The organism is Bacillus sp. FSL R5-0422 (assembly GCF_038610765.1).
GTDB lineage: Bacteria > Bacillota > Bacilli > Bacillales > Bacillaceae > Bacillus > Bacillus pumilus_O.
On record NZ_CP152014.1, the window covers coordinates 2,569,456 to 2,590,852 of the forward strand.

At 40.8% G+C, this 21,397-nt stretch carries 21 protein-coding genes, 1 pseudogene and 1 other annotated feature; of the genes and pseudogenes, 9 read left to right on the forward strand and 13 right to left on the reverse strand.

Translation table 11 applies throughout. The annotated features are described in order from the left end of the window. Positions 1–139 precede the first annotated feature (139 nt). Entirely contained in the window at positions 140–1,483 is a 1,344-nt protein-coding gene (gene brnQ, locus MKX52_RS13095; RefSeq protein WP_216886992.1) for a branched-chain amino acid transport system II carrier protein, read from the forward strand. A gap of 40 nt (positions 1,484–1,523) precedes the next feature. On the opposite strand, the gene ezrA is transcribed toward brnQ, so the two are convergent. Further along, positions 1,524–3,227: a septation ring formation regulator EzrA gene (gene ezrA, locus MKX52_RS13100; protein WP_216886983.1), complete on the reverse strand. Its 1,704-nt coding sequence runs from the start codon at positions 3,225–3,227 to the stop codon at positions 1,524–1,526. A 340-nt stretch (positions 3,228–3,567) separates the two neighbouring features. On the opposite strand from ezrA, the gene hisJ reads away from it, so the two are divergent. Beyond that, the gene (hisJ, locus tag MKX52_RS13105) at positions 3,568–4,383 is read left to right on the forward strand and encodes a histidinol-phosphatase HisJ (protein ID WP_335348966.1); all 816 of its coding nucleotides are present in this window, start codon (positions 3,568–3,570) and stop codon (positions 4,381–4,383) included. On the opposite strand, the gene refZ is transcribed toward hisJ, so the two are convergent. Then, a complete protein-coding gene (refZ, locus tag MKX52_RS13110; protein ID WP_342490834.1) occupies positions 4,353–5,018 on the reverse strand; it encodes a forespore capture DNA-binding protein RefZ in 666 nt (221 codons plus the stop codon). The genes hisJ and refZ overlap by 31 nt on opposite strands. Before the next feature lie 126 nt (positions 5,019–5,144). Between refZ and MKX52_RS13115 the strand changes: the two genes are divergently transcribed. The 3 genes from MKX52_RS13115 to MKX52_RS13125 all read left to right on the forward strand — a co-directional run bounded on the left by MKX52_RS13115 (position 5,145) and on the right by MKX52_RS13125 (position 7,308). After that, positions 5,145–5,642 (forward strand): GAF domain-containing protein, encoded by a 498-nt coding sequence (locus tag MKX52_RS13115; protein WP_119125235.1) that lies wholly within the window; start codon positions 5,145–5,147, stop codon positions 5,640–5,642. Positions 5,643–5,941: 299 nt separating this feature from the next. Next, the gene (gene rpsD / locus MKX52_RS13120) at positions 5,942–6,544 is read left to right on the forward strand and encodes a 30S ribosomal protein S4 (protein ID WP_003216816.1); all 603 of its coding nucleotides are present in this window, start codon (positions 5,942–5,944) and stop codon (positions 6,542–6,544) included. A gap of 203 nt (positions 6,545–6,747) precedes the next feature. Next, a complete protein-coding gene (locus MKX52_RS13125; RefSeq protein ID WP_342490835.1) occupies positions 6,748–7,308 on the forward strand; it encodes a hypothetical protein in 561 nt (186 codons plus the stop codon). 26 nt (positions 7,309–7,334) lie between these two features. Here the strand turns inward: MKX52_RS13125 and MKX52_RS13130 are convergent, their stop codons facing one another. The 3 genes from MKX52_RS13130 to MKX52_RS13140 form a co-directional block, all read right to left on the reverse strand. Next, a complete protein-coding gene (locus MKX52_RS13130) occupies positions 7,335–7,901 on the reverse strand; it encodes a cysteine hydrolase family protein (protein WP_342490836.1) in 567 nt (188 codons plus the stop codon). A 71-nt stretch (positions 7,902–7,972) separates the two neighbouring features. Beyond that, positions 7,973–8,170, reverse strand: coding sequence for a hypothetical protein (locus MKX52_RS13135; RefSeq protein ID WP_088003585.1), 198 nt, complete (start codon positions 8,168–8,170; stop codon positions 7,973–7,975). An 83-nt stretch (positions 8,171–8,253) separates the two neighbouring features. Then, on the reverse strand, positions 8,254–8,832 hold the full coding sequence (locus MKX52_RS13140) for a triacylglycerol lipase (RefSeq protein WP_236832329.1): 579 nt from the start codon (positions 8,830–8,832) through the stop codon (positions 8,254–8,256). A 266-nt stretch (positions 8,833–9,098) separates the two neighbouring features. Here MKX52_RS13140 and MKX52_RS13145 point away from each other — a divergent pair. After that, positions 9,099–9,454: pseudogene (locus tag MKX52_RS13145) on the forward strand (antibiotic biosynthesis monooxygenase). Positions 9,455–9,567: 113 nt separating this feature from the next. Here MKX52_RS13145 and tyrS read toward each other — a convergent pair. Next, entirely contained in the window at positions 9,568–10,836 is a 1,269-nt protein-coding gene (gene tyrS / locus MKX52_RS13150; protein ID WP_088003573.1) for a tyrosine--tRNA ligase, read from the reverse strand. A 52-nt stretch (positions 10,837–10,888) separates the two neighbouring features. Then, positions 10,889–11,127, reverse strand: a binding site (T-box leader). A 58-nt stretch (positions 11,128–11,185) separates the two neighbouring features. Next, on the reverse strand, positions 11,186–12,910 hold the full coding sequence (gene acsA, locus MKX52_RS13155; RefSeq protein WP_342490837.1) for an acetate--CoA ligase: 1,725 nt from the start codon (positions 12,908–12,910) through the stop codon (positions 11,186–11,188). 155 nt (positions 12,911–13,065) lie between these two features. On the opposite strand from acsA, the gene MKX52_RS13160 reads away from it, so the two are divergent. From MKX52_RS13160 to MKX52_RS13170, 3 genes are read left to right on the forward strand one after another with little or no spacing between them, the layout of a single operon-like run. Further along, positions 13,066–13,698, forward strand: a complete 633-nt coding sequence (locus tag MKX52_RS13160; protein WP_144455520.1) for a GNAT family N-acetyltransferase — start codon at positions 13,066–13,068, stop codon at positions 13,696–13,698. 39 nt (positions 13,699–13,737) lie between these two features. Continuing rightward, a complete protein-coding gene (locus tag MKX52_RS13165; RefSeq protein ID WP_012010912.1) occupies positions 13,738–14,379 on the forward strand; it encodes a CBS and ACT domain-containing protein in 642 nt (213 codons plus the stop codon). Continuing rightward, positions 14,376–15,536: an acetoin utilization protein AcuC gene (locus MKX52_RS13170; protein ID WP_342490838.1), complete on the forward strand. Its 1,161-nt coding sequence runs from the start codon at positions 14,376–14,378 to the stop codon at positions 15,534–15,536. Before MKX52_RS13165 ends, MKX52_RS13170 begins: the two co-directional genes overlap by 4 nt. Positions 15,537–15,578: 42 nt before the next feature. On the opposite strand, the gene ccpA is transcribed toward MKX52_RS13170, so the two are convergent. The 6 genes from ccpA to murC all read right to left on the reverse strand — a co-directional run bounded on the left by ccpA (position 15,579) and on the right by murC (position 21,124). Beyond that, a complete protein-coding gene (gene ccpA, locus MKX52_RS13175) occupies positions 15,579–16,580 on the reverse strand; it encodes a catabolite control protein A (protein WP_342490839.1) in 1,002 nt (333 codons plus the stop codon). A 452-nt stretch (positions 16,581–17,032) separates the two neighbouring features. Beyond that, a complete protein-coding gene (locus tag MKX52_RS13180) occupies positions 17,033–18,109 on the reverse strand; it encodes a bifunctional 3-deoxy-7-phosphoheptulonate synthase/chorismate mutase (protein WP_012010915.1) in 1,077 nt (358 codons plus the stop codon). A 218-nt stretch (positions 18,110–18,327) separates the two neighbouring features. Next, positions 18,328–18,651, reverse strand: coding sequence for a bacillithiol system redox-active protein YtxJ (gene ytxJ / locus MKX52_RS13185; protein ID WP_003217729.1), 324 nt, complete (start codon positions 18,649–18,651; stop codon positions 18,328–18,330). A gap of 33 nt (positions 18,652–18,684) precedes the next feature. Next, the gene (locus MKX52_RS13190; protein ID WP_012010918.1) at positions 18,685–19,155 is read right to left on the reverse strand and encodes a YtxH domain-containing protein; all 471 of its coding nucleotides are present in this window, start codon (positions 19,153–19,155) and stop codon (positions 18,685–18,687) included. Between the two features lie 26 nt (positions 19,156–19,181). Beyond that, the gene (locus tag MKX52_RS13195; protein WP_012010919.1) at positions 19,182–19,601 is read right to left on the reverse strand and encodes a DUF948 domain-containing protein; all 420 of its coding nucleotides are present in this window, start codon (positions 19,599–19,601) and stop codon (positions 19,182–19,184) included. 224 nt (positions 19,602–19,825) lie between these two features. Continuing rightward, positions 19,826–21,124 carry a UDP-N-acetylmuramate--L-alanine ligase gene (gene murC, locus MKX52_RS13200; protein ID WP_119125244.1) on the reverse strand — a complete coding sequence of 433 codons (1,299 nt, stop codon included), beginning with the start codon at positions 21,122–21,124 and terminating at the stop codon, positions 19,826–19,828. Between the last annotated feature and the right edge of the window lie 273 nt (positions 21,125–21,397).

The following is a 21,397-nucleotide window of genomic DNA, read 5'->3' on the forward strand; positions in this document are numbered from 1 at the left end:
AAAATTCATGACTTTTGTACGAAAACACATGTTGACATCAGGCGTACATCCTTTATAATTAGTGATTGTTAATGATGAACGGTTACCTAGCAACTAATTAACAGAATATTTCAACATAATAATGGAGGCTTTAAATGCAATGAAGGCAACTTTGTCGACGAAAGATACGGTTATCATAGGTTTTATGCTGTTTGCTCTATTCTTCGGCGCCGGTAATATGATTTATCCACCAGAGCTTGGGCAATATGCTGGGCAAAATGTGTGGAAAGCAATGGGCGGATTTTTATTAACAGGTGTCGGTTTACCTCTTCTAGGGATTATTGCAATCGCTCTGACAGGTCGAGATGCGAAAGGATTAGCTGATAAAGCTCACCCAGCTTTTGGAACAGCGTTTACCGTCATTTTATATTTATCTATTGGGCCACTTTTCGCTATTCCTCGTACAGGAACGGTTTCATATGAAATTGGTGCATTACCCTTTTTAGCAGGTGTACCAGCTTGGCTCTCACTTCTTTTATTCACACTTGTCTTTTTTGGTATTACGTATTATCTTGCTCTAAATCCAACGAAGATTGTAGACCGTGTAGGAAAAGTGTTAACACCGATTAAATTTACGATTATTTTTATCATTATTGTCAAAGCCATTTTAACGCCGATGGGCGTCATTGGCACACCTGATGTAACCTATAGCAACGGATCATTTTTTAAAGGATTTTTAGAGGGCTATAAAACCATGGATGCTCTTGCTTCTATAGTGTTTGGGGTTGTTGTCATCAACGCCATTAAAGGACGCGGTGTGACAAGTAAAAAGGCACTGACATCTGCTTGTATCAAAGCGGGTCTGATTGCAGCTTGCGGATTAACATTTGTTTATCTATCTCTTGCTTATTTAGGCGCTTCAAGTACACATGCCATTGGTTTTGTTGGAGATGGTAGTAAAATCTTGGCTCAGTCTTCTCAATTCTTATTTGGCAGCTTAGGAAATATTGTGTTGGGTGCTGCGATTACGGTTGCTTGTTTAACGACAAGTATCGGTCTCGTTACATCATGCGGAGAGTATTTCTCGAATTTATTACCTAAACTTTCTTATAAAATGGTCGTTACACTCGTGACATTATTCAGTTTTATCATTTCAAATTTTGGACTTGCTCATATTATTGCTTTCTCTGTCCCAGTTTTAACTGCCATTTACCCATTAGCGATTGTCATCATTGTTTTGTCGTTAGCAGATAGATGGATTGGTCAAAGAAGACCTGTTTACGTCCTTACTTTGATTTTAACAGGCTGCGTCAGTTTGTTTGACGGCTTAGTAGCAGCGAAACTCCCGATTGGACCAGTGGAGGATCTCTTCCAAACGATATTACCTTTATATGACCTTGGTATTGGATGGGTTGTTCCTGCTATTTTCGGAGTGGTCATTGGGTTCATTCTTTCTCTCATCACTTCTTCTGCTTCCCAAAAGCGGGAGAAACAAGCATCTTAACAGAAAAAAGCTGAAGTCCTGTAAATGGACTTCAGCTTTTTTATTGATGCTGATACTCTTTTTCTTGCTGAGCTAATAGCTTTTGTACAGCGCCTGGTGATGCTTTTTCAACAGCTGCTGCTGCTATATCAAATGATCCGTTGTAATCATAAGCGTAAAATCTTCGTTCCGCCTCTTTTAATTGTTCTGAAAGAATATGGTTTTGACTTCTAAAGCGATTGCCATATTGAATGATTCGTTCAATTTGATCCACTTTACTAAGCATTTCTTCTGTCTCATCCACAACATTCCTGACTGTGTCAGAGGCTTCTTTTAATTGTTGATTTACTGCTGTCATGTTGAGTGGCAGGTTTTCTAGCTGCTCGTGCACTTGATGAATCATCTCCTGTGCTTTTTCAGCCCGCTCTTTCATCTCAGCAGGTACACCTGGAATATTGCTTTTATGTAGCTGACGTACTGTATCTGTCAACATCGTTTTAAGCTCAGCCAGTGTTTCCCTCGCTTGTAATTCTTCTTTTCTTAATGATTGGAGATGACCTTTAAATGTGTCATGCAATGCTTTTGCATCTTCGATAAAGGTCTCCAGCTGATTGATTTCATCCATTAGTAATGAATATGCCACGTGATCACGATCAAGCTTCTCACGGATTTGTTTCATCAGCTTTTCAATTTCTTCTAAACGTTTTTCGAAGGCTTTCTGTTGATCGAGCTCTCCTGCTGTCAGCTTGTAGCTTTCTTTTACAAGAGCCGTTTCTGCCTTTGTTTGTGTGTGATCTTGCTCAAGCTTTTCGAATGCTTCTGTGAGCTCAGGCATTCTGCTTTTGATTTCCTGACCTGCCTCTACTTCCGCCTCCAGCTGATCATACAGCGTCTCAATCGCATCATCGATCATTTGCAGAATGCTTGATGCCTCTTCTAAATTGAGTTCATCAATGAGCAATTTTTCCGCTCTCGCAAGCTGTTTGTTTAAAGTCTCCAGCTCTTTCGTGATCTGGATGTGCTCCAGCTTGTAGCCTTTTTCCGACATTTCTTGATATCCGTCTTTCAGCTTCGTCAGCTGACCTGGTACGGTTTGTTTGCAGTCTGCAATAAGCTTTGGTACATCATTGATATATAGTTGAAGCTGGTCGAGTCTGCGGTCTTGCTCAAGCAATATCTTTCTTGCTTTCATGTAGTTTCCGTTTTCTGTTTCTTCCTCGTACTGCTTAATCCCTTCCCAGGCCTCATCTAAGTCCTGCTCCATTTTGTCATAAAGGGTGCCATATAAATGGCTGTACGCAAGCAGATTTTTTCGAACCGTTTGGTATTGCTCTTTGACCTTTTCAATGTCCTTGCGATTTTGCTCCTCGCTTGTGACAAGGTCTGCAATTTCTTTTAAAATGTCTTCGATGTTCGAATCAGCAGCACTCAGCAAGTCCTCAATATGAGTTAGAACCTGCTTGGCTTTGGAGAATCGATATTTATCAGAATACTCTTCTGCGTCATATAATAGCTCCTCTACCTTTGGAAGATGGGCTGTGACGATATCGTCCCACTCTGCACGCCACCTTTCAAAAAATTGCTCTGTTTCTCCGGTCATTTTTAAGTGTTTGATTTTTGAAATTTCTTCTACAATTGATCTGTTTAAAATTTCAATTTTCCATGCTTCCAATCGGTCAATCTCTTTATATATATTTTTTCTGAGGAAATAACCGACTGAAAACAAAGCAAGCAAAATGACAATTAAACCGATGATAAACTCCATAATGAGCCCCCTTGTTGTGATCTAAGTGATGTCAGGGTAAAAGTGTCCCGAGTAGACCTGAGAACCCTTTCGTGTCCGCTTTGCATTTGTCTTTTTATAAACAGGATCGTATGTTTTCCAATACCATCCATTCACGGTTTTATGTATGTTTTTCAAGAAAGTATTTGAGCGCTTTCTATCATTTGATCACACGTATTCATGTGACCTGCTTTTATGTATGCGGAAGCTGTCGTTTTCATTGTTATTATGATACCATGTAACCAGCATTTTTGGTCATGATTTTTCATTATTTTCACTGATAAACATGACGTTTTTCAAAATATCGACAAGAGGTGACGACATGCTGAAGCAAGATGCACATCTACATACACCGTTTTGCCCGCACGGCACGCCTGATTCTTTTCATTCTTATATTGAAAAAGCCATCAAAAAGGGATTTGATTCCATAACCTTTACTGAGCATGCCCCTCTGCCTCCATCGTTCCATGATCCAACACCAGCGCAGGATAGTGCCATGAAGCTTCAAGAACTTGAATCGTATATAACGAAATTGGATCAGCTGAAACAGGAATACAAAGGACAATTAATAGTAAAAACTGGGCTTGAGGTTGACTATATCAAAGAGTATGAAGAGGAAACAAGTGCCTTTTTAGACTGCTATGGTCCAGAACTAGACGATAGCATTTTGTCTGTTCACTTTCTTCCTGCTGGCGATGATTATATTTGCCTTGATTTTGACGAGCATGCCTTCCAGCAGCTAATAAGCCTCTATGGCAGCATCGAACAGGTCTATCAAAACTACTATGACCAAATTCATTCTTCTATTCTATCATCTTTAGGTCGATATAAGCCAAATAGAATCGGTCATATCACCCTAGTGCAGAAATTCAAACAGCTTTTCCCATTTGAGATGACACCTGCACTTTGTCAAAAGGTTACCCTTTGTCTTGAAGAAACGGCAAAAAAAGGCATGTCCTTAGATTTTAATACATCAGGTCTTCGTAAAACATATGCCAGAAGTATCTATTTAGATCAATGGATGATTGATCTTGCAAAACAGAAAAAAATTCCGCTTATATTTGGGTCTGATGCCCATCAAGCGGAAGATCTCGGATATGCTTATGATCAATTCGAAGACATTATGAGTTTTAAATGAGAATCTAACGCCTGCTTTTTTGGTTCTAGTAAATGATGAAGAGAGCGGCTCAGTTCCTTAAAATATGTTTGATAGAAATAAGGCTCATTTGGATTTAAGTAAAGCACCTCCATTAAATATTGCGGCTGTAAATAGGGCATCATAAGTAGTGATTTCAGCTGAATCATAAAAGATGCGATGGAGAGCTGCTCACAAATCACATGGGTGCTTTTTCCTTTTTCAATGATGAGCTGAAACAAATATTTTTCTTTCGTTAAATAGGTCGACATAATTTCTCTAATGAGCGTCGAATCAATCGTCACCTCTCGATAAACGAAACGGGTTAATTGACGGTGCTTGTGCTGATAAGATAAAATATCAAAAACCACATGTAATAAGCATTCTTTTGCATGACGAGTTTCCATGTGATGGATATGTGATTCAATCATGTGAATATAGCCTTCATAAAATTCGGATACGAGCTGCTCAAGCAGCCCTCCTTTTCCTTGAAAGTAATAAGAAATGTGGGCAACGTTGACATTTGCTTCCTTCGCAATCTCACGGACAGAGGTTCCAGAAAATCCTTTTTGGTTAAAAAGTCTGATGGCAGCTTCAATAATACGATCTTTTGTTTGCACGGTTGTTGATGTTTTCATCCGCTCACCCCTCTTCATGAGTACATACTTCAAGATGAAGGCGGAAGTTCCTTTTACTATTGCTCGACAAATCCCACATGTGAGATGCAAGTTATGTATTTTTGAGATAGAAAGTAGGAGATTTTCATGTTTCATGTCGAAAAACAGTCTGGCGATCCATCAAAAGACTATCAATTGCTCGTTAAACAGGTCGAAGCCATTACAGATGGTGAGCCAGATCTAATTGCTAACCTAGCAAATGCGGCGGCGCTATTGTATCATTCACTCCCAGAGGTCAATTGGGCAGGATTTTATTTGGCTAAAGGCGATGAGCTTGTGCTCGGACCGTTTAACGGACTGCCTGCATGTGTGCGTATTCCATCTGGGAAAGGCGTTTGCGGTACTGCCTTTGCAACAGGTGAAGTCCAGCGTATCGCTGATGTGCACGCATTCCCTGGACATATCGCATGTGATGCAGCATCACAATCTGAAATTGTCGTTCCGCTCAAAGTAAATGGAGAGATCATTGGGGTTCTCGACATTGACAGTCCTGTGAAAGACCGTTTCAGTGAAGTAGATGAAACCTACTTAATTCAATTGACCGAGGTACTCCAAAAGGCGTTGTCTTCCTCTACAAATGCATAATCTTACAAAAAAGTAGGCGCATTGTCTGCTTTTTTATTTTTCTTCGCAGACGCGAAGCATCGCCATTGCCCCTAAATAGGTTGACTTCTCCTATCCAGCATCATATAATAGAGTTTGTGTGAAATATGGCAGCCTTTTTGTTCGGCTTTTTTGTATCATTTTGTTCCTTCTATAGGAAGGTGCATCTTGTAACTCCCTGCTGCTGGAGCGAGGATGCATGAAAACATAATGACGGAAAAGACAAAGAACAGACGGTTTTTATTTTTCACAAATAAAAACAAATAAGGAGGAGTCACATTATGGCTCGCTATACAGGTCCAAGTTGGAAGATTTCCCGCCGTTTAGGCATTTCATTAAGCGGAACAGGTAAGGAACTTGAAAAACGCCCTTACGCTCCAGGCCCACATGGTCCAGGACAACGCAAAAAACTATCTGAATACGGTTTACAATTACAAGAGAAGCAAAAGCTTCGTCACATGTACGGTGTGAACGAACGTCAATTCCGTACACTATTTGACAAAGCTGATAAACTTCCTGGTAAACAAGGTGAAAACTTCATGATTCTTCTTGAAACTCGCCTTGACAACTTAGTATACCGTCTTGGCCTTGCTCGTACTCGTCGCCAAGCTCGTCAGCTAGTTAACCATGGTCACATCCTTGTTGATGGAAGCCGTGTAGACATCCCATCTTTCTCTGTGAAACCAGGTCAAACGATTGCTCTTCGTGAGAAATCTCAAAACCTTGCAGTTGTGAAAGAATCAGTTGAAGTGAACAGCTTCGTTCCTGAATACCTTACTTTCGATGCTGAAAAGCTTGAAGGAACTTTCACTCGTCTTCCAGAGCGTTCTGAATTAGCGCCTGAAATCAGCGAACAACTAATCGTTGAGTTCTACTCTCGTTAATTTCATGACTCTCAAAAGAGAGATCAAAAAAACCCTAGATCCCTTGATTATTCAAGGTGGTCTAGGGTTTTTTGTTTACATTCTTTCTTCAAATACGGCCCCTCCAAATCACCGTATACAAATATAGGGAAATATTGATACAATGATGATGGATGACATATCCAATCGGATGGTCTTCTATAGTACTTAGATGGAGGAGTTCCATGTATAGTATCACAATCATTATATTCTTACTCTTAGCGGTAGCTGCTATCGCCTATTCACTTTTAAGAAAAAAACAAATCATAGATGAACCGCCAAATAGATTTGCTGCAAGTCTGTTTATCTTCCTGCTCTTTTTTTCTCTCTGCTTTGTGATTGCGGTTCCAAGTGTATTGCTATACATCACTGTTTTAGGCGTGAATTTTCTTTTTGGAGAAACCATCGCGTATGATTCGTTTTTTTCTTTGATCTCTTTCTCTTTGTTCGTGAGTGTTATCGTTGTCTTTTGGTCACCTGTCCTTCTATTCATAGGAAAAGGACTGGCTTATCTCCTTAAACTTCCTGTATGGCTCACTTATGCTTTGGAATGGGTGAGTTCTTGGATCGTTTTTCATCTCTCTATCAAGTATGTCCTTTACTTAAACTTTATGAATGTATCGATAGGGGATTACGGCGTATTGATTTTATCATTCTTTGTCAGTTTTTTATTTATTGAGATTGATCTCGTTTACTCACGTAAGAAACAACGAAAACAATCGCTTAATACGCAAAAAAGCTCCTAGATATCTTTCTAGGAGCTTTCAAACGTTCATTCTTGACTTGTCCATTTTGCAATGAGCTGCTCTGTTGTCATAACAGTCGCAAATTCATCATGCAGGGTTGCAAGTGAGAGCCGGTGGATCGTTTCTGGGTCAAAATATGTACCGGTTTGATCTGTTAGCCCAAAGGCTGCTGTTGCGTCCGAAATCAGATACGTATCAAAGCCAAGATTTCCGCTCATTCTTGTGGTTGTGGATACACAATGCGGTGTTGTGAGCCCTACGATCACGACCGTGTCCATATGGCTTGATCTTAGTTGTTCTTCCAAGTTCGTACCAATGAAGCTGCTATTCACTTTCTTTTGGATCACCGTTTCTTCCTCTAACGGTCTGGCAATATCTTTGAACAGATGTCCTTCATTTGCCGGATGAAACAAAGAGTCTGGATTGTCGGCTGTATGCTGAATATGAATGACTTTCCAGCCTTTCTCTCTCCAAAACCTCAATAACTGGCTGATATTATTCTCTGCCTCTAAATTATTTCGTTCGCCCCACTTTTCATGCTCGAACGCCTTCTGTACATCAACAATGATCAAAGCCTTTTGACTCGTTTGCACAAACGCTCACCTCCGAAGATTCTTATACACTACATGTAGTGTAAGGAATGGTGATTCTTTTGTACACGCTTTTACTGCTTTTTCATCAAAAAGACGAACCACACACTAGCGATGATGTAATAGATACCGAGAATCGATGTACAATTAGACAGCACCTCACCTATTTGAACTGATTTGACGAACTTCATCCAAATGAAATAGATGATGAGAAATGAGCATGGAAAATAGAGATAGTATCCGAAGAAATATTGCTTGAGTCTGTGTGTCAACCTGTTGCCTCCTTAACCAATTAGTAGCTGCCATATAGCGATGACATCAAAAAAGACAGCACAAGTCGCTGTCTTTTTCATTTTTAATTCGTATTCTGTCCTCCACCGTTTAGTCCTTCTTTAATATACCCTTTCACTTGGCTTGAGGTTAATAGACCGATATGGCCAACGCCATGGATCAGAACGTTTCTTGCGCCAATTAAACGAGAGAGGCTGTTGACGACGATAAGATCAGCTGAGCTGTAGACAGATGTGTAAAGAATTTTTTGATTTGGATCTGTGCCTGGTAATGCTCTGCTTGAAACGAGTCCGTTTGCTCCACCAATTGTGACAACGTTTTCAATTTTATCGCCGCCATCTAGATTCTTAATATAGTATAATGTGTTCGCTCCGCCCATACTATGAGCCACAATATCTACTTTTTTGGCACCCGTTTTGTCTAGCACATCTTTGACGAATCTAGATAAACGAGGACCATTGTTGCGGTTATTCCCTGTTTTGTCTATGAAATCGATAGCAAATAATTGGTTTCGATCCCAGCCTTGTCCAACCAAATAACTTTTAATCGAAGCAAAGTTATAAGACGCTCCTCCAATACCATGTACCATCACCACTGGATTATGCTCAGCCGCCTTCACCTCTTTAGGCTGGATAAAAGCCATTGAACCAATCACCAATGCAAATGCAACGAGAATCTGTAAACTCCTTTTCATCAATAACGACACTTTCATTCCCCCTTATTCATCTTATTCGACTCTATTTTATACAAGAAAAATATGTCAGAAAAGTGAACAAGGTAATGTTTATGAGATGATTTTACAGAAATATAAATAATCATAAAGCACCTTGGACTTTTTTAAATTAAAACAAAAAGACTACGAGACTTTCTTTCATATATAATATGTTAGACAAAAGGAGGTTCTATCAGATGTTATTTACTCAAGCACCTGCAACACCTTATTATGCCGTGATTTTCACATCAAAACGAACAAATGTCGAGCAGAAGGAATACGCTGCGGCTGCTCAAAAAATGGAAGAATTAGCGAAAGAACTAGACGGCTTTCTTGGAATAGAAAGTGTAAGAGATGAACATGGCGTTGGAATCACTGTTTCTTACTGGAATTCATTAGTAGCTATCAAAGAATGGAAAGCACATACAGCACATCAGCGTGTTCAAAAAAAGGGAAAAAGGATTGGTATGAAGCCTATACAACCCGAATTTGTAAGGTAGAACATGCTTATACAAAAGAAGATTCACTTCTTGAACAAGAAGCAGACAAATGAGAGAAAACCGCTCTGTAAAAGCTTGATTCCTACTTCTAAATAAAAAAGAAAAGCACCTCAATGTATACGAACATTTGAGGTGCTTTTCATGATGCTTACTGTTTCATAAGAATTTATTTATACGTCACAAGGAAATATTTCTTTTTCCCTCTTCTTAAGACGGTAAATTGGTTTTCAATTCTATCTTCAGCTGAAAGGACGTAGTCTTTATCGGTTTGTCTCTCTCCGTTGATGGAAACTGCGCCATTCGTGATGTCTTCACGTGCTTGGCGTTTTGATGGTGACAGCTTTGATTCCACAAGAAGATCAACAAGTGTTAATTCTTCTGTGCTGCTTTTCTCCATTGATGGTACATCTTTAAAGCCTACTTTGACTTCTTCGGCTGAAAGAGATTTAATCTCACCTTTGAATAGTGCATTTGAGATGTTGACTGCCTGTTCTAGTGATTCACGGCCATGTACGAGTGTCGTGACTTCCTCTGCTAGACGGCGCTGTGCTTCACGTTTTTCAGGCGCTGTTTGCACTTTTTCTTCGTACGATGCGATCTCTTCTTTCGATAAGAACGTAAAGTATTTTAAGTATTTCACGACGTCACGGTCATCTGTGTTGATCCAGAATTGGTAGAACTCATATGGAGATGTTTTTTCTTTATCTAACCAGATGGCGCCGCCTTCTGTTTTACCAAACTTCGTACCGTCTGCTTTCGTGACAAGCGGCATCGTTAAACCGAATGCTTTTGCCCCTTCTGCTTCAGACTTACGGATCAGCTCAAGTCCAGATGTGATATTTCCCCACTGGTCGCTTCCACCAATTTGCAGCTTACAATTTTCATTTCTGTAAAGGTTTAAGAAGTCTAAAGATTGCAGGATGACGTAGCTGAACTCTGTGTACGAAATGCCTGTTTCAATCCGAGAGCTGACGATATCTTTTGCCAGCATGAAGTTCACGCCAAAGTTTTTTCCAATATCACGAAGGAACGTGATCACATTCATTTGGCTGATCCAGTCGTAGTTATTCACGATAACAGCTGGGTTCTCACCTGCTTCAAAATCAAGAAATTGAGAAAGCTGTCCTTTGATTTTATCTGACCACTGTTCAACAATTTCTGCTGGGTTTAGTGAACGTTCTGCTTTTTTGAAGCTAGGGTCGCCGATTAGTCCAGTTGCCCCGCCAACAAGAGCAATAGGGTGATGGCCTGCTTCCTGGAATCTGCGTAATGTTAAAATTGGCAATAGGTGACCAATGTGTAAGCTGTCCGCTGTCGGGTCAAAGCCGGAGTAAAGCTTGATTTTTTCTTCTGCTAATAATTTAGTTAAACCTTCTTCATCTGTTTGTTGCTGAATTAATCCTCTAAACGATAACTCTTCCATCAATTGACTCATATCTCATTCTCCTTTTTTACAATTCAACATAAAAAACGCCCCTTCGAATGAACGAAGGGACGATATATATCGCGGTACCACCCTGCTTAAAAGACAATACATCACGTCTTTTCACTTACACTGATAACGGACAAATCCGTTCTTTCACTAATCAGGACAGCATGCATGCTCCTTTTCGTAAAAGCGGTTCGTGAGGGTAATTCGAATATCTCTTTGTACTGACTCGCACCAACCGTCAGCTCTCTTGGACAGGGAAAGATGATTCTACTGAATCTCAGTCAAAACCTTTATATATTCAACTAATGTCATTTTAAACATATTTTTGATATCAAGTCAACTGATGAAAAAATTAATCTTCCATTGTCGATAGGTCGCCAGCTGGTAAATTCAGTTCCCACGCCTTTAGCACACGTCTCATAATTTTTCCGCTTCGCGTTTTAGGCAGTTTGTCTTTAAACTCGATTTCTCTCGGTGCCGCATGTGCAGCGAGTCCTTTTTTCACAAACGTACGAATCTCTTCCTTGAGTTCATCTGTCGGCTCATATCCGCTTCTAAGCGCAATGAATGCTTTAATAATTTCCCCGCGGACCGGATCTGGTTTCCCAATGACGCCAGCCTCTGCAATCGCCGGATGTTCAACCAATTTGCTTTCCACCTCAAAAGGACCAACCCGCTCTCCTGATGTCATGATCACATCATCGACACGTCCCTGGAACCAAAAGTATCCGTCTTCGTCCATATAAGCTGAATCTCCTGAAACATACCAATCTCCCGGCATAAAGTAAGATTCATATTTTTCAGGATTGTTCCAGATCGTATGCATCATAGACGGCCAGCCTTTTTTGATGGCGAGGTTGCCCATCCGATATGGCGGAAGTTCATTTCCGGCATTATCCACAATCGCAGCTTCTACGCCTGGAATCGGTTTCCCCATTGAACCTGGTTTAATGTCCATACATGGATAATTGCAAATCAGCTGTGCGCCGGTTTCCGTCATCCACCAAGTGTCATGAATTCGTTTGCCAAATACAGCGTCTCCCCAGCGTATAACTTCTGGATTCAGAGGCTCACCTACACTTAACACATGACGAAGCGAACTGAGATCATATTTTTGAATGAGGTCATCTCCTGCCCCCATTAGCATTCTAAAGGCGGTCGGTGCACTATACCAAACGGTCACACCTAGTGATTCAATCGTTTCATACCACGTATCAGGATTAAATCTGCCGCCCAAAATGACATTCGTCGCCCCATTTAACCACGGTGAAAAAATGCCGTACACTGTGCCTGTTACCCAGCCCGGGTCAGCTGTACACCAGTAGACGTCATCTTCCTTCAGATCAAGCACCCATTTACCGGTCTGATCCTGCTGCACCATTGCACCATGGACATGTAGCACACCTTTTGGCGTACCTGTCGACCCTGACGTGTAATGAAGCAGAAAGCCGTCTTTTTCATCCATCCATTCGATTTCAAGGTCCTTTGCTGCCTCCTCAAACGCCTTTTCATAGTGAATTGTCCGGACGCCATCGACTTCTTCGTTTTCACCGCCGACAATGATGACAGATTCAAGCTTCGGAAGCTCTGCAAATGGAATTCGCTCAAGCAAATCCGGCGTTGTCACAATGACCTTCGCCTCGCTATTTTCTAAACGGTCTTTGACCGCACCTTCCATAAATGCCTCAAATAACGGACCAACGATCGCACCAATTTTAACGGCGCCAAGCAGAAGAAAATAGAGCTCAGGTGATCTAGGCATAAAAATAAATATGCGATCCCCTTTTTGCACATGTGCCTTTTCTCTGAACAGATTGCCCGCTTTATTTGTGTTGATTTTCATGTCTCTGAACGTATACTTTTCATCCCGCTGTGAATCTTTGTAGTGAAGCGCCACCTTGTTCTTGCGAAACGAGTCCGCATGTCTGTCAATCGCTTCATAGGCTGCATTTATGTTTCCTGTTTCATACCATGAGAAGTTTTTTCTTGCTTCTTCCCATGAAAATTCTTTGTATGCCTGCTCATAATCATTTAAATGATAGTCCCCTTTTACTGATGGTAGCGTTTCCACTTTCATCAAACAGTCCCCCTTTGCATACGTTTACAATGACCATTATAGTATAGATGACTTTTTTTCTCAATTTTTAAAAAACTTATTGTGAAACCGTTTTAATTCTTGCAGGTTTTAAGATAAAATAGAGACGACTCACTAGAATTTGAGGCGGTGGATACGTGGAGCATCCTAAAACTTATTATTCAAAAATCATTGAGCGAGAAACAGGTTCCGTCCTTATTGAAGGTCCGGTACCTGCATCAGAGCTTGCGAACTATACGTTTCATGAAGGACTAACGGCATTTCGCACGCCAGAGGAACAGAAACAAGCACTTGTTGAAATAGCAGACCTTCCAGAAGGACGTATTATCATTGCACGAGTGGATGAGCTTGTTGTCGGCTATGTCACGTATTTATATCCTGATCCGCTTGAGCGCTGGTCAGAGGGCAACATGGACAATTTAATCGAGCTTGGCGCGATTGAAGTCGCTCCTCCATTTAGAGGCTGCTCACTTGGCAAGCATTTACTTGATGTGAGCATGATGGATGAGCAAATGGAGAATTATATCGTCATTACAACTGAATATTACTGGCATTGGGATTTAAAGGGGACAAAGAAAAACGTGTGGGAGTACCGCAAGATGATGGAGAAAATGATGAACGCAGGCGGTCTTGTTTGGTTTGCAACAGACGAGCCAGAGATCAGCTCACATCCAGCCAATTGTTTAATGGCCAGAATCGGGAAAAATGTGAGTCCTGATTCGATTGAGCGTTTCGATCGTCTTCGCTTCCATCAGCGCTTTATGTATTAACGTTCAATTCGTTTTTTTGGCAAAGGGGATTGGTAAACAATGATGATTGAACAAATAATGGAGCGTGATGTGATCACGCTGCGAAAAACCGATACGATTGAAGAAGCCATCAAAAAAATGAGTACACATCACATTCGGCATATTCCGATCGTATCTGATCAAGGTTCTGTCATTGGGATGGTGACAGATCGAGATATTAAAAATGCCAGTCCAAGTATATTTGAAACAGAAAAAAGACAGCTCTTTATTCAGCGGCCTGTTGAAGAGATCATGGTATTAGAGACAATTACTGCTCATCCGCTTGATTTCGTTGAAGAGATTTCAAGTGTCTTTTTTGAACATGGAATTGGCTGCCTTCCAGTGGTGAGACGCGGCAAACTTGTAGGCATTATCACAAAGACTGATTTGCTTCGTACGTTTGTCAGACTGACAGGTGCAGATCAGCCTGGGTCGCACTTAGAGGTTGAAGTGGACCAAATGACAGAAGGTCTTGCAGACATCACGGCTATTTTAAAGGAGCAGCATATTCAAATGCTGAGTGTGCTTGTGTATCCGCATGCAAATGAATCTTCTAAAGTACTCGTCTTCCGCCTTCAAACCATGCATGCAGATCATGTGACGAAGCTGATTCGCGCAAAAGGCTATAAGGTGCTGTGGCCTATGGAGCAGACGATCAAATGAAGGAAGCGACCTTTGTTTTTTCACCCTCTTTTCAAACGTACCAGTTTCACCAAGATCATCCCTTCAATCAGCTTCGTGTCTACTTAACATATGACTTACTTCAAAAAATGAAGGCGTTAACAGATGATGAGATCATCGCACCGCGTATGGCGACCCTTGAGGAATTAAAGCTCGTTCATACAGCCGATTATATTCAAGCTGTGCAGCGGGCTAGTGAAGGAAAGCTCTCTACAGCAGAGGGGGAGCGCTACGGTCTTGGCACCGAGGATACACCGATGTTTGCAGGTATGCATGAGGCAGCTTCTCTCCTTGTTGGAGGGACACTCACAGCCGTTGACCAAGTCATGATGGGACACTCGCAGCATGCACTGAATCTTGGCGGTGGACTTCATCACGGGTTTAAAGGGCGGGCATCTGGCTTCTGTATTTATAATGACAGCTCAGTGGCGATTCAATATATTCAAAAAACATACGGCGCAAGAATTTTATATATTGATACGGATGCCCATCACGGAGATGGTGTACAATTCAGCTTTTATGACGACCCTGAGGTTTGTACGGTCTCACTTCATGAAACGGGACGCTATTTGTTCCCTGGAACTGGACAAGTACAGGAAAGAGGTCACGATAAGGGCTATGGGTACGCCTACAACATTCCACTTGATGCATTTACAGAAGATGAATCGTTCCTTGAAGCATACCGAACAGCAGTGACTGAAATTGCTGCTTTTTTTAAACCAGATGTGATTTTGACGCAAAATGGTGCAGATGCACACTACTATGATCCGTTAACTCATTTATCTGCCACCATGAAAATATATGAGGAAATTCCTAGACTTGCCCATGAGTTAGCGCATCAATATTGTGATGGCAAATGGATCGCTGTCGGCGGAGGAGGATACGATATTTGGCGGGTTGTGCCAAGGGCGTGGAGCAGGATTTGGCTTGAAATGAAAGGCATGACACCGCCTGATGAACTGCCTCAGGACTGGGTTCAAGCTTGGCATAAACAATCGCCTGTCACCCTGCCATCCACATGGGGAGATCCTGACGATTTATATCCACCCATCCCAAGAAAAGCAGAAATCACAGAAAAAAATGCTCAAACTGTAGAAAAAGCACTGATGCCCGTTAGACGAGAAAAGAAAAAGGCATAAGAAAAGCAGGCATTCACTCATGTGTAAGCCTGCTTTTTCGTTTTATTTTGTTGATTGTCTTTCTTCAATTCGGTGTGGAAGCTCCACAATTTGGTCATCCACTTGTTCTTTGTTCATCAGCTTTGTCAGCAGTCTCATTGCGACAGCACCAATATCATATGTCGGCTGAACAACTGTTGTCAGTTGAGGACGCACCATGAGAGAAAGTCTCGTGTTATCAAAGCCAATCACTTCTAAATCCTCAGGAATCGATACGCCTCTATCTTGTGCTCCATGAATGACACCTAACGCCATTTCATCTGTAGCCGCAATAACAGCTGTCGGGTTGTCAGACTGCTCAAGTAGATGAGCAAGTGATTCAATTCCAGAATCATACGAGTAATCGCCTTCAGCGACGAGCGCATCATCAAATGCGATGCCCGCTTCTTCAAGCGCACGCTTATAACCTGCTAGCTTTCTCATAGAGTTAATCGGTTCTGACATTGGGCCAGATACGAAGGCAATTCGCTTATGTCCTTTTTCAACTAAAAGCTGAACGGAATCATAAATCGCTTGCTCGTAGTTGATGTTGACAGATGGTGTTTGAGCCTGCTCTTCAACAGAGGCTGCAAGAACAATTGGCACAGGAGAGCGCTTAAATTCTTCAACAAGCACATCTGTGATGTTTCCACCCATAAAGACAATCCCATCTACTTGTTTACCTAGCATTGTATTTAATAGATGAAGCTCTTTATCGGTATTTTGATCTGAGTTGCTCAAAATGATGTTGTACTTATACATTGTGGCGATATCTTCAATTCCGCGAGCAAGCTCTGAATAGAAGATACTAGAAATATCAGGGATGATGACCCCAACCGTTGTTGTTTTTTTACTTGCAAGGCCTCGTGCCACAGCATTCGGGCGGTAGCCAAGACGATCAATCGCTTCAAGTACCTTTTTTCTTGTTGTTGGTTTTACATTCGGATTCCCATTCACTACGCGTGATACCGTTGCCATACTTACATTTGCTTCTCTTGCTACATCATATATTGTAACATTATTCACATAAATCACTCCTTCAAATACACTTCATATCTATAGCATTCACCAATTGGATAGAGACATGTCAGATACGAGGAAAATAATATCCTATTTGTCATTAAAACGATGAAAAGAGACACATAATTTTTCAATCTACATCAAAATGACATTCTTTTATGAAATTATACACGTTTTTTCATCATATGAAAACGTTCCCTTTCTTTTTATAACTAAATTAAACAAACTTTAATGAGCTTGTTACCTGTAAATCGAATCATATTTCATAAAGAACTGTCGAGAACGTCAGCTATGACAATGATCTTAGCAGATTCTATTGAATTTTAAAAATGAAAACATTGTGAACAAGCCCGTTTGAGGCTTGCAATGTGCTCTTTTCCTTTCATCCCCAAATCTTTATCCTATTTACTCCATAGAAAAACCGCCGGGCAGTCATCCGGCGGCATTTTGATCTATGATTATGCGTGAATGTTAACAAGTGGTCTTAACGCATCTAACCATTTTTCGAATTGAGGAATGTCCATTTGCTGTGCTGAGTCAGATAAAGCAACAGATGGATCTGGATGCACTTCTGCCATAACACCGTCTGCTCCAATCGCAAGAGCTGCTTTCGCTGTTGGAAGGAGAAGGTCTCTACGTCCAGTTGAGTGCGTCACATCAACGAAGACTGGTAAATGTGTCTCTTGTTTCAAGATTGGCACAGCAGAAATATCTAGCGTATTTCTTGTTGCTGTTTCGTATGTGCGGATACCACGCTCGCAAAGGATGATTTGATCATTTCCTTGGGCGATGATGTATTCAGCTGCATTGATGAATTCTGAAATCGTCGCTGCAAGACCACGTTTTAAAAGAACAGGTTTGTTCACAGATCCAGCTTCTTTTAAAAGTTCGAAGTTTTGCATGTTTCGTGCACCGATTTGGATGACATCGATATGCTCAATCGCTTCTTGAATGTGAGCAGGATTGACGATTTCACTGATGACAGCAAGACCGTATTCATCTGCTACACGCTTGAGAATTTTTAGACCGTCTACACCAAGTCCTTGGAAGTCGTATGGACTTGTGCGAGGTTTAAATGCTCCTCCGCGAAGTAATTTTAGTCCTTGCTGTTTCGCTGCTGCCGCCACTTCTGCGACTTGCTCGTAGCTTTCAACAGCACATGGTCCAACGATGAAGCGCTGTTTCCCATCTCCGATCGCTTCTCCATTGATATTGACAATTGTATTTTCAGGTTTTTTCTTACGAGAAACAAGAAGTGCTTTGCTGTGATCATCTTCTTGAAGCTCTAGACCTGCTTTGAAAATCTCTTTGAAAATATGCTGAATCGTTGAGTTTTCGAATGGTCCATCATTTTCTTCAAGAATTTGGTTTAGCATTGTGCGCTCTCTGACAGGATCATAACGGTTGACACCTTGCGCTTCTTTCGCTTTACCAATTTCTTTTACAATGTTTCCTCTTTCATTGATCAGTTTTAAAATTTGAAGATTTAGTTCATCTGCTTGCTGTCTCAATTGTTCTAGTTCATTGTTGCTCATTTTTGTCATCCTTTCCTCTGCCCGCTCTCGCTTTTTATTATTTCATTCTCTCATGATAGGGTTTATTATAAACAAAGATTTCGGAATTGTCACGAAAATTTTCTTTATTACCCAAACGCTTTTAAGCGATAAAGTATTATGTGTAAGATTATAGCATAGTTTTGATTGAAGTAAACCTTTTTTTATAAAAAAAACGTCAGCAATTGCTGACGTTTCTTTTACACATTATGTTCAAGCGCTTCTTTTGTAATGCTTGAGTGGGATGCATGCCATTTTACTTTTCCACCGCTAAAGACAAGTGCCTGAGGACTTTCGTGCTTTACCCCCGACTTTTCTGTCACATAGGATGAAAGCTCTCTTGTGTTTTGAATCTGCAAGAAATAAGTTGGCACGTCTTCATGTGCAGAGGCAAATGCTTCAAACTCTTGAAAAGCCGCTTGACTGATCGGACATGTCAAACTGTGCTTAAAAAAGACAAAGGTCCCATCTTGATTCGTTAGTTGATCAAACTGTTCTTCTGTTTCAATGAGTTGTTTTGACATGATGTTCTCCTTCTTCACTCTGTGCAGTAAGAGTTAGCCTTTAGTCGATTGTTCTACTTTTTCTTTAACATCTTTAATGCCATCTTCAATTTCAGATTTCGCTTCTTGTGCTCGTACTTTTGCTTCATCTGCTACATCTGATGCTTCACTTGCTAGGTCAGCTGCCGCATTCTCTGCTTCATTTTTCACATGATTAGCTTTTCCAGCTGCACGTTCTTTTATGTCTTTCACTTTGTCTAAAATTTGGTTTGATTGTTCTGCCACTAGTTGAGACAATTCAGACGTTTTATCTTTCGCAATCGTCACATATTCAGTGCCTCTTTCTTTTGCATCTGTTGTAAGTCGATCTGTTTTTTCTTTTAAAACATTCGCTTGGGTGTTCAAATCATCGCGAAGCTCTTTCCCTGACTTCGGTGCTAAAAATAAAGCTGTTGTTGCACCCACAATTCCACCAATAAGTGTTCCGATCAAAAAGTCTTTGCTATTGATTCCGTCTTTGCTCATGATTATTCCTCCTATGCGAAAATGGTTTATTTTTGGTGTTTTCGTTGTTTCCATTTTTTATAAATTTCAAGTGCTGCGTTACTCCAGCTTACGACATCCGTGACTTTTTCTTGATTTCGTTCAACGGATGAAGAAACCGCACCAGCTGCCTGCTTTATGCTTGTATTAAATTGGTTGATCGAGCCGCCAATTCCCTGCACCGCATCCACAACTGTGCCTAGTTTTGCTGATTTGTCTTGGATATCTTCAGCAAGCTGATTCGTCTTATGTAGCAACTGTGCTGTCTCTGTGGTGATCCCTTGCATCTGACCTTCAAGACCTTCTAAAGTTGATGCGACATTCTTTAATGTCAGCTGTAAGGATTTTAATGTTTTGGACAAGTAGATGACAAGAATGAGGAAAGCTATTGCGATCAGTGCAACGCTTAGATATAGAATAATAATCATCTGATACCTCCTTTGCTGCGGGCATATTCAATTCATTACCCTCTCGTTGTATCATTCAAACCTCGCCTAGAATGACCGATTGAATAATAATTCTACACTTATTCGCTGATTCCTGTCCACAGCGAACGAAAAAAAGCGGCAGATGGTGACATAATTAGCTCCTTTGTCACATTTTATTCAAAATAAAAAAGTGCCGATCAAAACGGCACTTTTTGTTTAAGTATTTATACAGCGACTTTTTCATAAGCACGCAAATATTTTTGAATGTCTCCTGCTCCCATAAAGATCAGAATTCCATCTTTGTGCGCTTTCAGCACAGATGTATCTTCTTCTGCAATCAATTGGGCCTGCGGGATTTTCTCACGTAAATCTTCGATGCTCAGTTTCCCAATGTTTTCACGGGCTGAACCGAAAATATCGCATAGGTATACATAGTCCGCTTTTTTCAGACTGTCAGCAAATTCACTTAAGAATTGCTGTGTACGTGTGAAGGTATGCGGCTGGAAGACAGCGACAATCTCACGGTCTGGGTACTTTTGGCGTGCTGCTTCAATTGTGACTTCAATCTCCGTTGGGTGATGGGCATAGTCATCAATTAAAACCTGCTCACCGACTACTTTTTCATTGAAGCGGCGTTTCACACCACCAAATGTCGTTAGCGCCCCTTTGATGAGCTCTACATCAATGGATTCATAATGACATAATGCAATGACAGCTAATGAATTAAGGACATTATGATTTCCATAGGCAGGAATATAGAAGGTATCATAAAACGTATTTCTTACAAATACATCAAATGTAGTGCCTTCCGTGTTCTTCACAACATTGCGTGCTTGGAAATCATTTTCTTCATTGAAACCGTAGTACACAACAGGTACCTTCGCTTGAATCTTAGGCAGATGCTCATCATCACCGCAAGCGATAATGGCTTTTTTCACTTGAAGTGCCATGTTTTGAAACGCATCAAACACGTCGTCAATGTCTGAGAAATAATCAGGATGATCAAAATCAATATTGGTCATGATCGCATAGTCTGGATGATAGCTGAGGAAGTGTCTACGGTATTCGCATGCTTCAAATACAAAATACTCGCTGTTTTCTTTCCCCATACCAGATCCATCGCCGATTAAGTATGAAGTTGGTTTCGCTGATTGCATCACATGGGCAAGCAGTCCTGTTGTTGACGTTTTACCATGAGCACCAGTAATCGCAACGTTTGTGAATGAATCCATGTATTCTCCAAGGAATTTATGGTAACGAATGACAGGAATCCCTTCAGATAGGGCACGTTCAATCTCAGGATGTGTATCAGGAAATGCATTACCTGCAATGACGGTCATCCCTGGTTGAATATTATCTGGGTCAAATGGAAGAATTTTAATATTTCGTTCTTCTAATGCTTTTTGTGTAAAGATATGTTTTTCGATATCCGATCCTTGGACAGTATACCCAGTATCATGAAGAATTTGGGCCAGTGGACTCATACCTGTCCCTTTTATTCCAACAAAATGATAAACAGTCATAATTGTACCTCCAACAAACGTCTATCTGACTTACAGTATATGACGCTCATTTCAATTTGCAACTTGTGATTTTCGCCTCTAGCGGTTCACAGATCGCAGCTCCAAATAAAAATTTTTTCCGATCTTCCTATTCTAATCAATATTAACTATGATTAGTATCCGACAACTTTCCTATTTCTAACACCTGATTTCGCTCATTTTACATAAAAAAGCGTTCTGACAGGCATGCGAAAAGCGTCCAATTCCAAAATTGCACCTATGTGCTATCATACC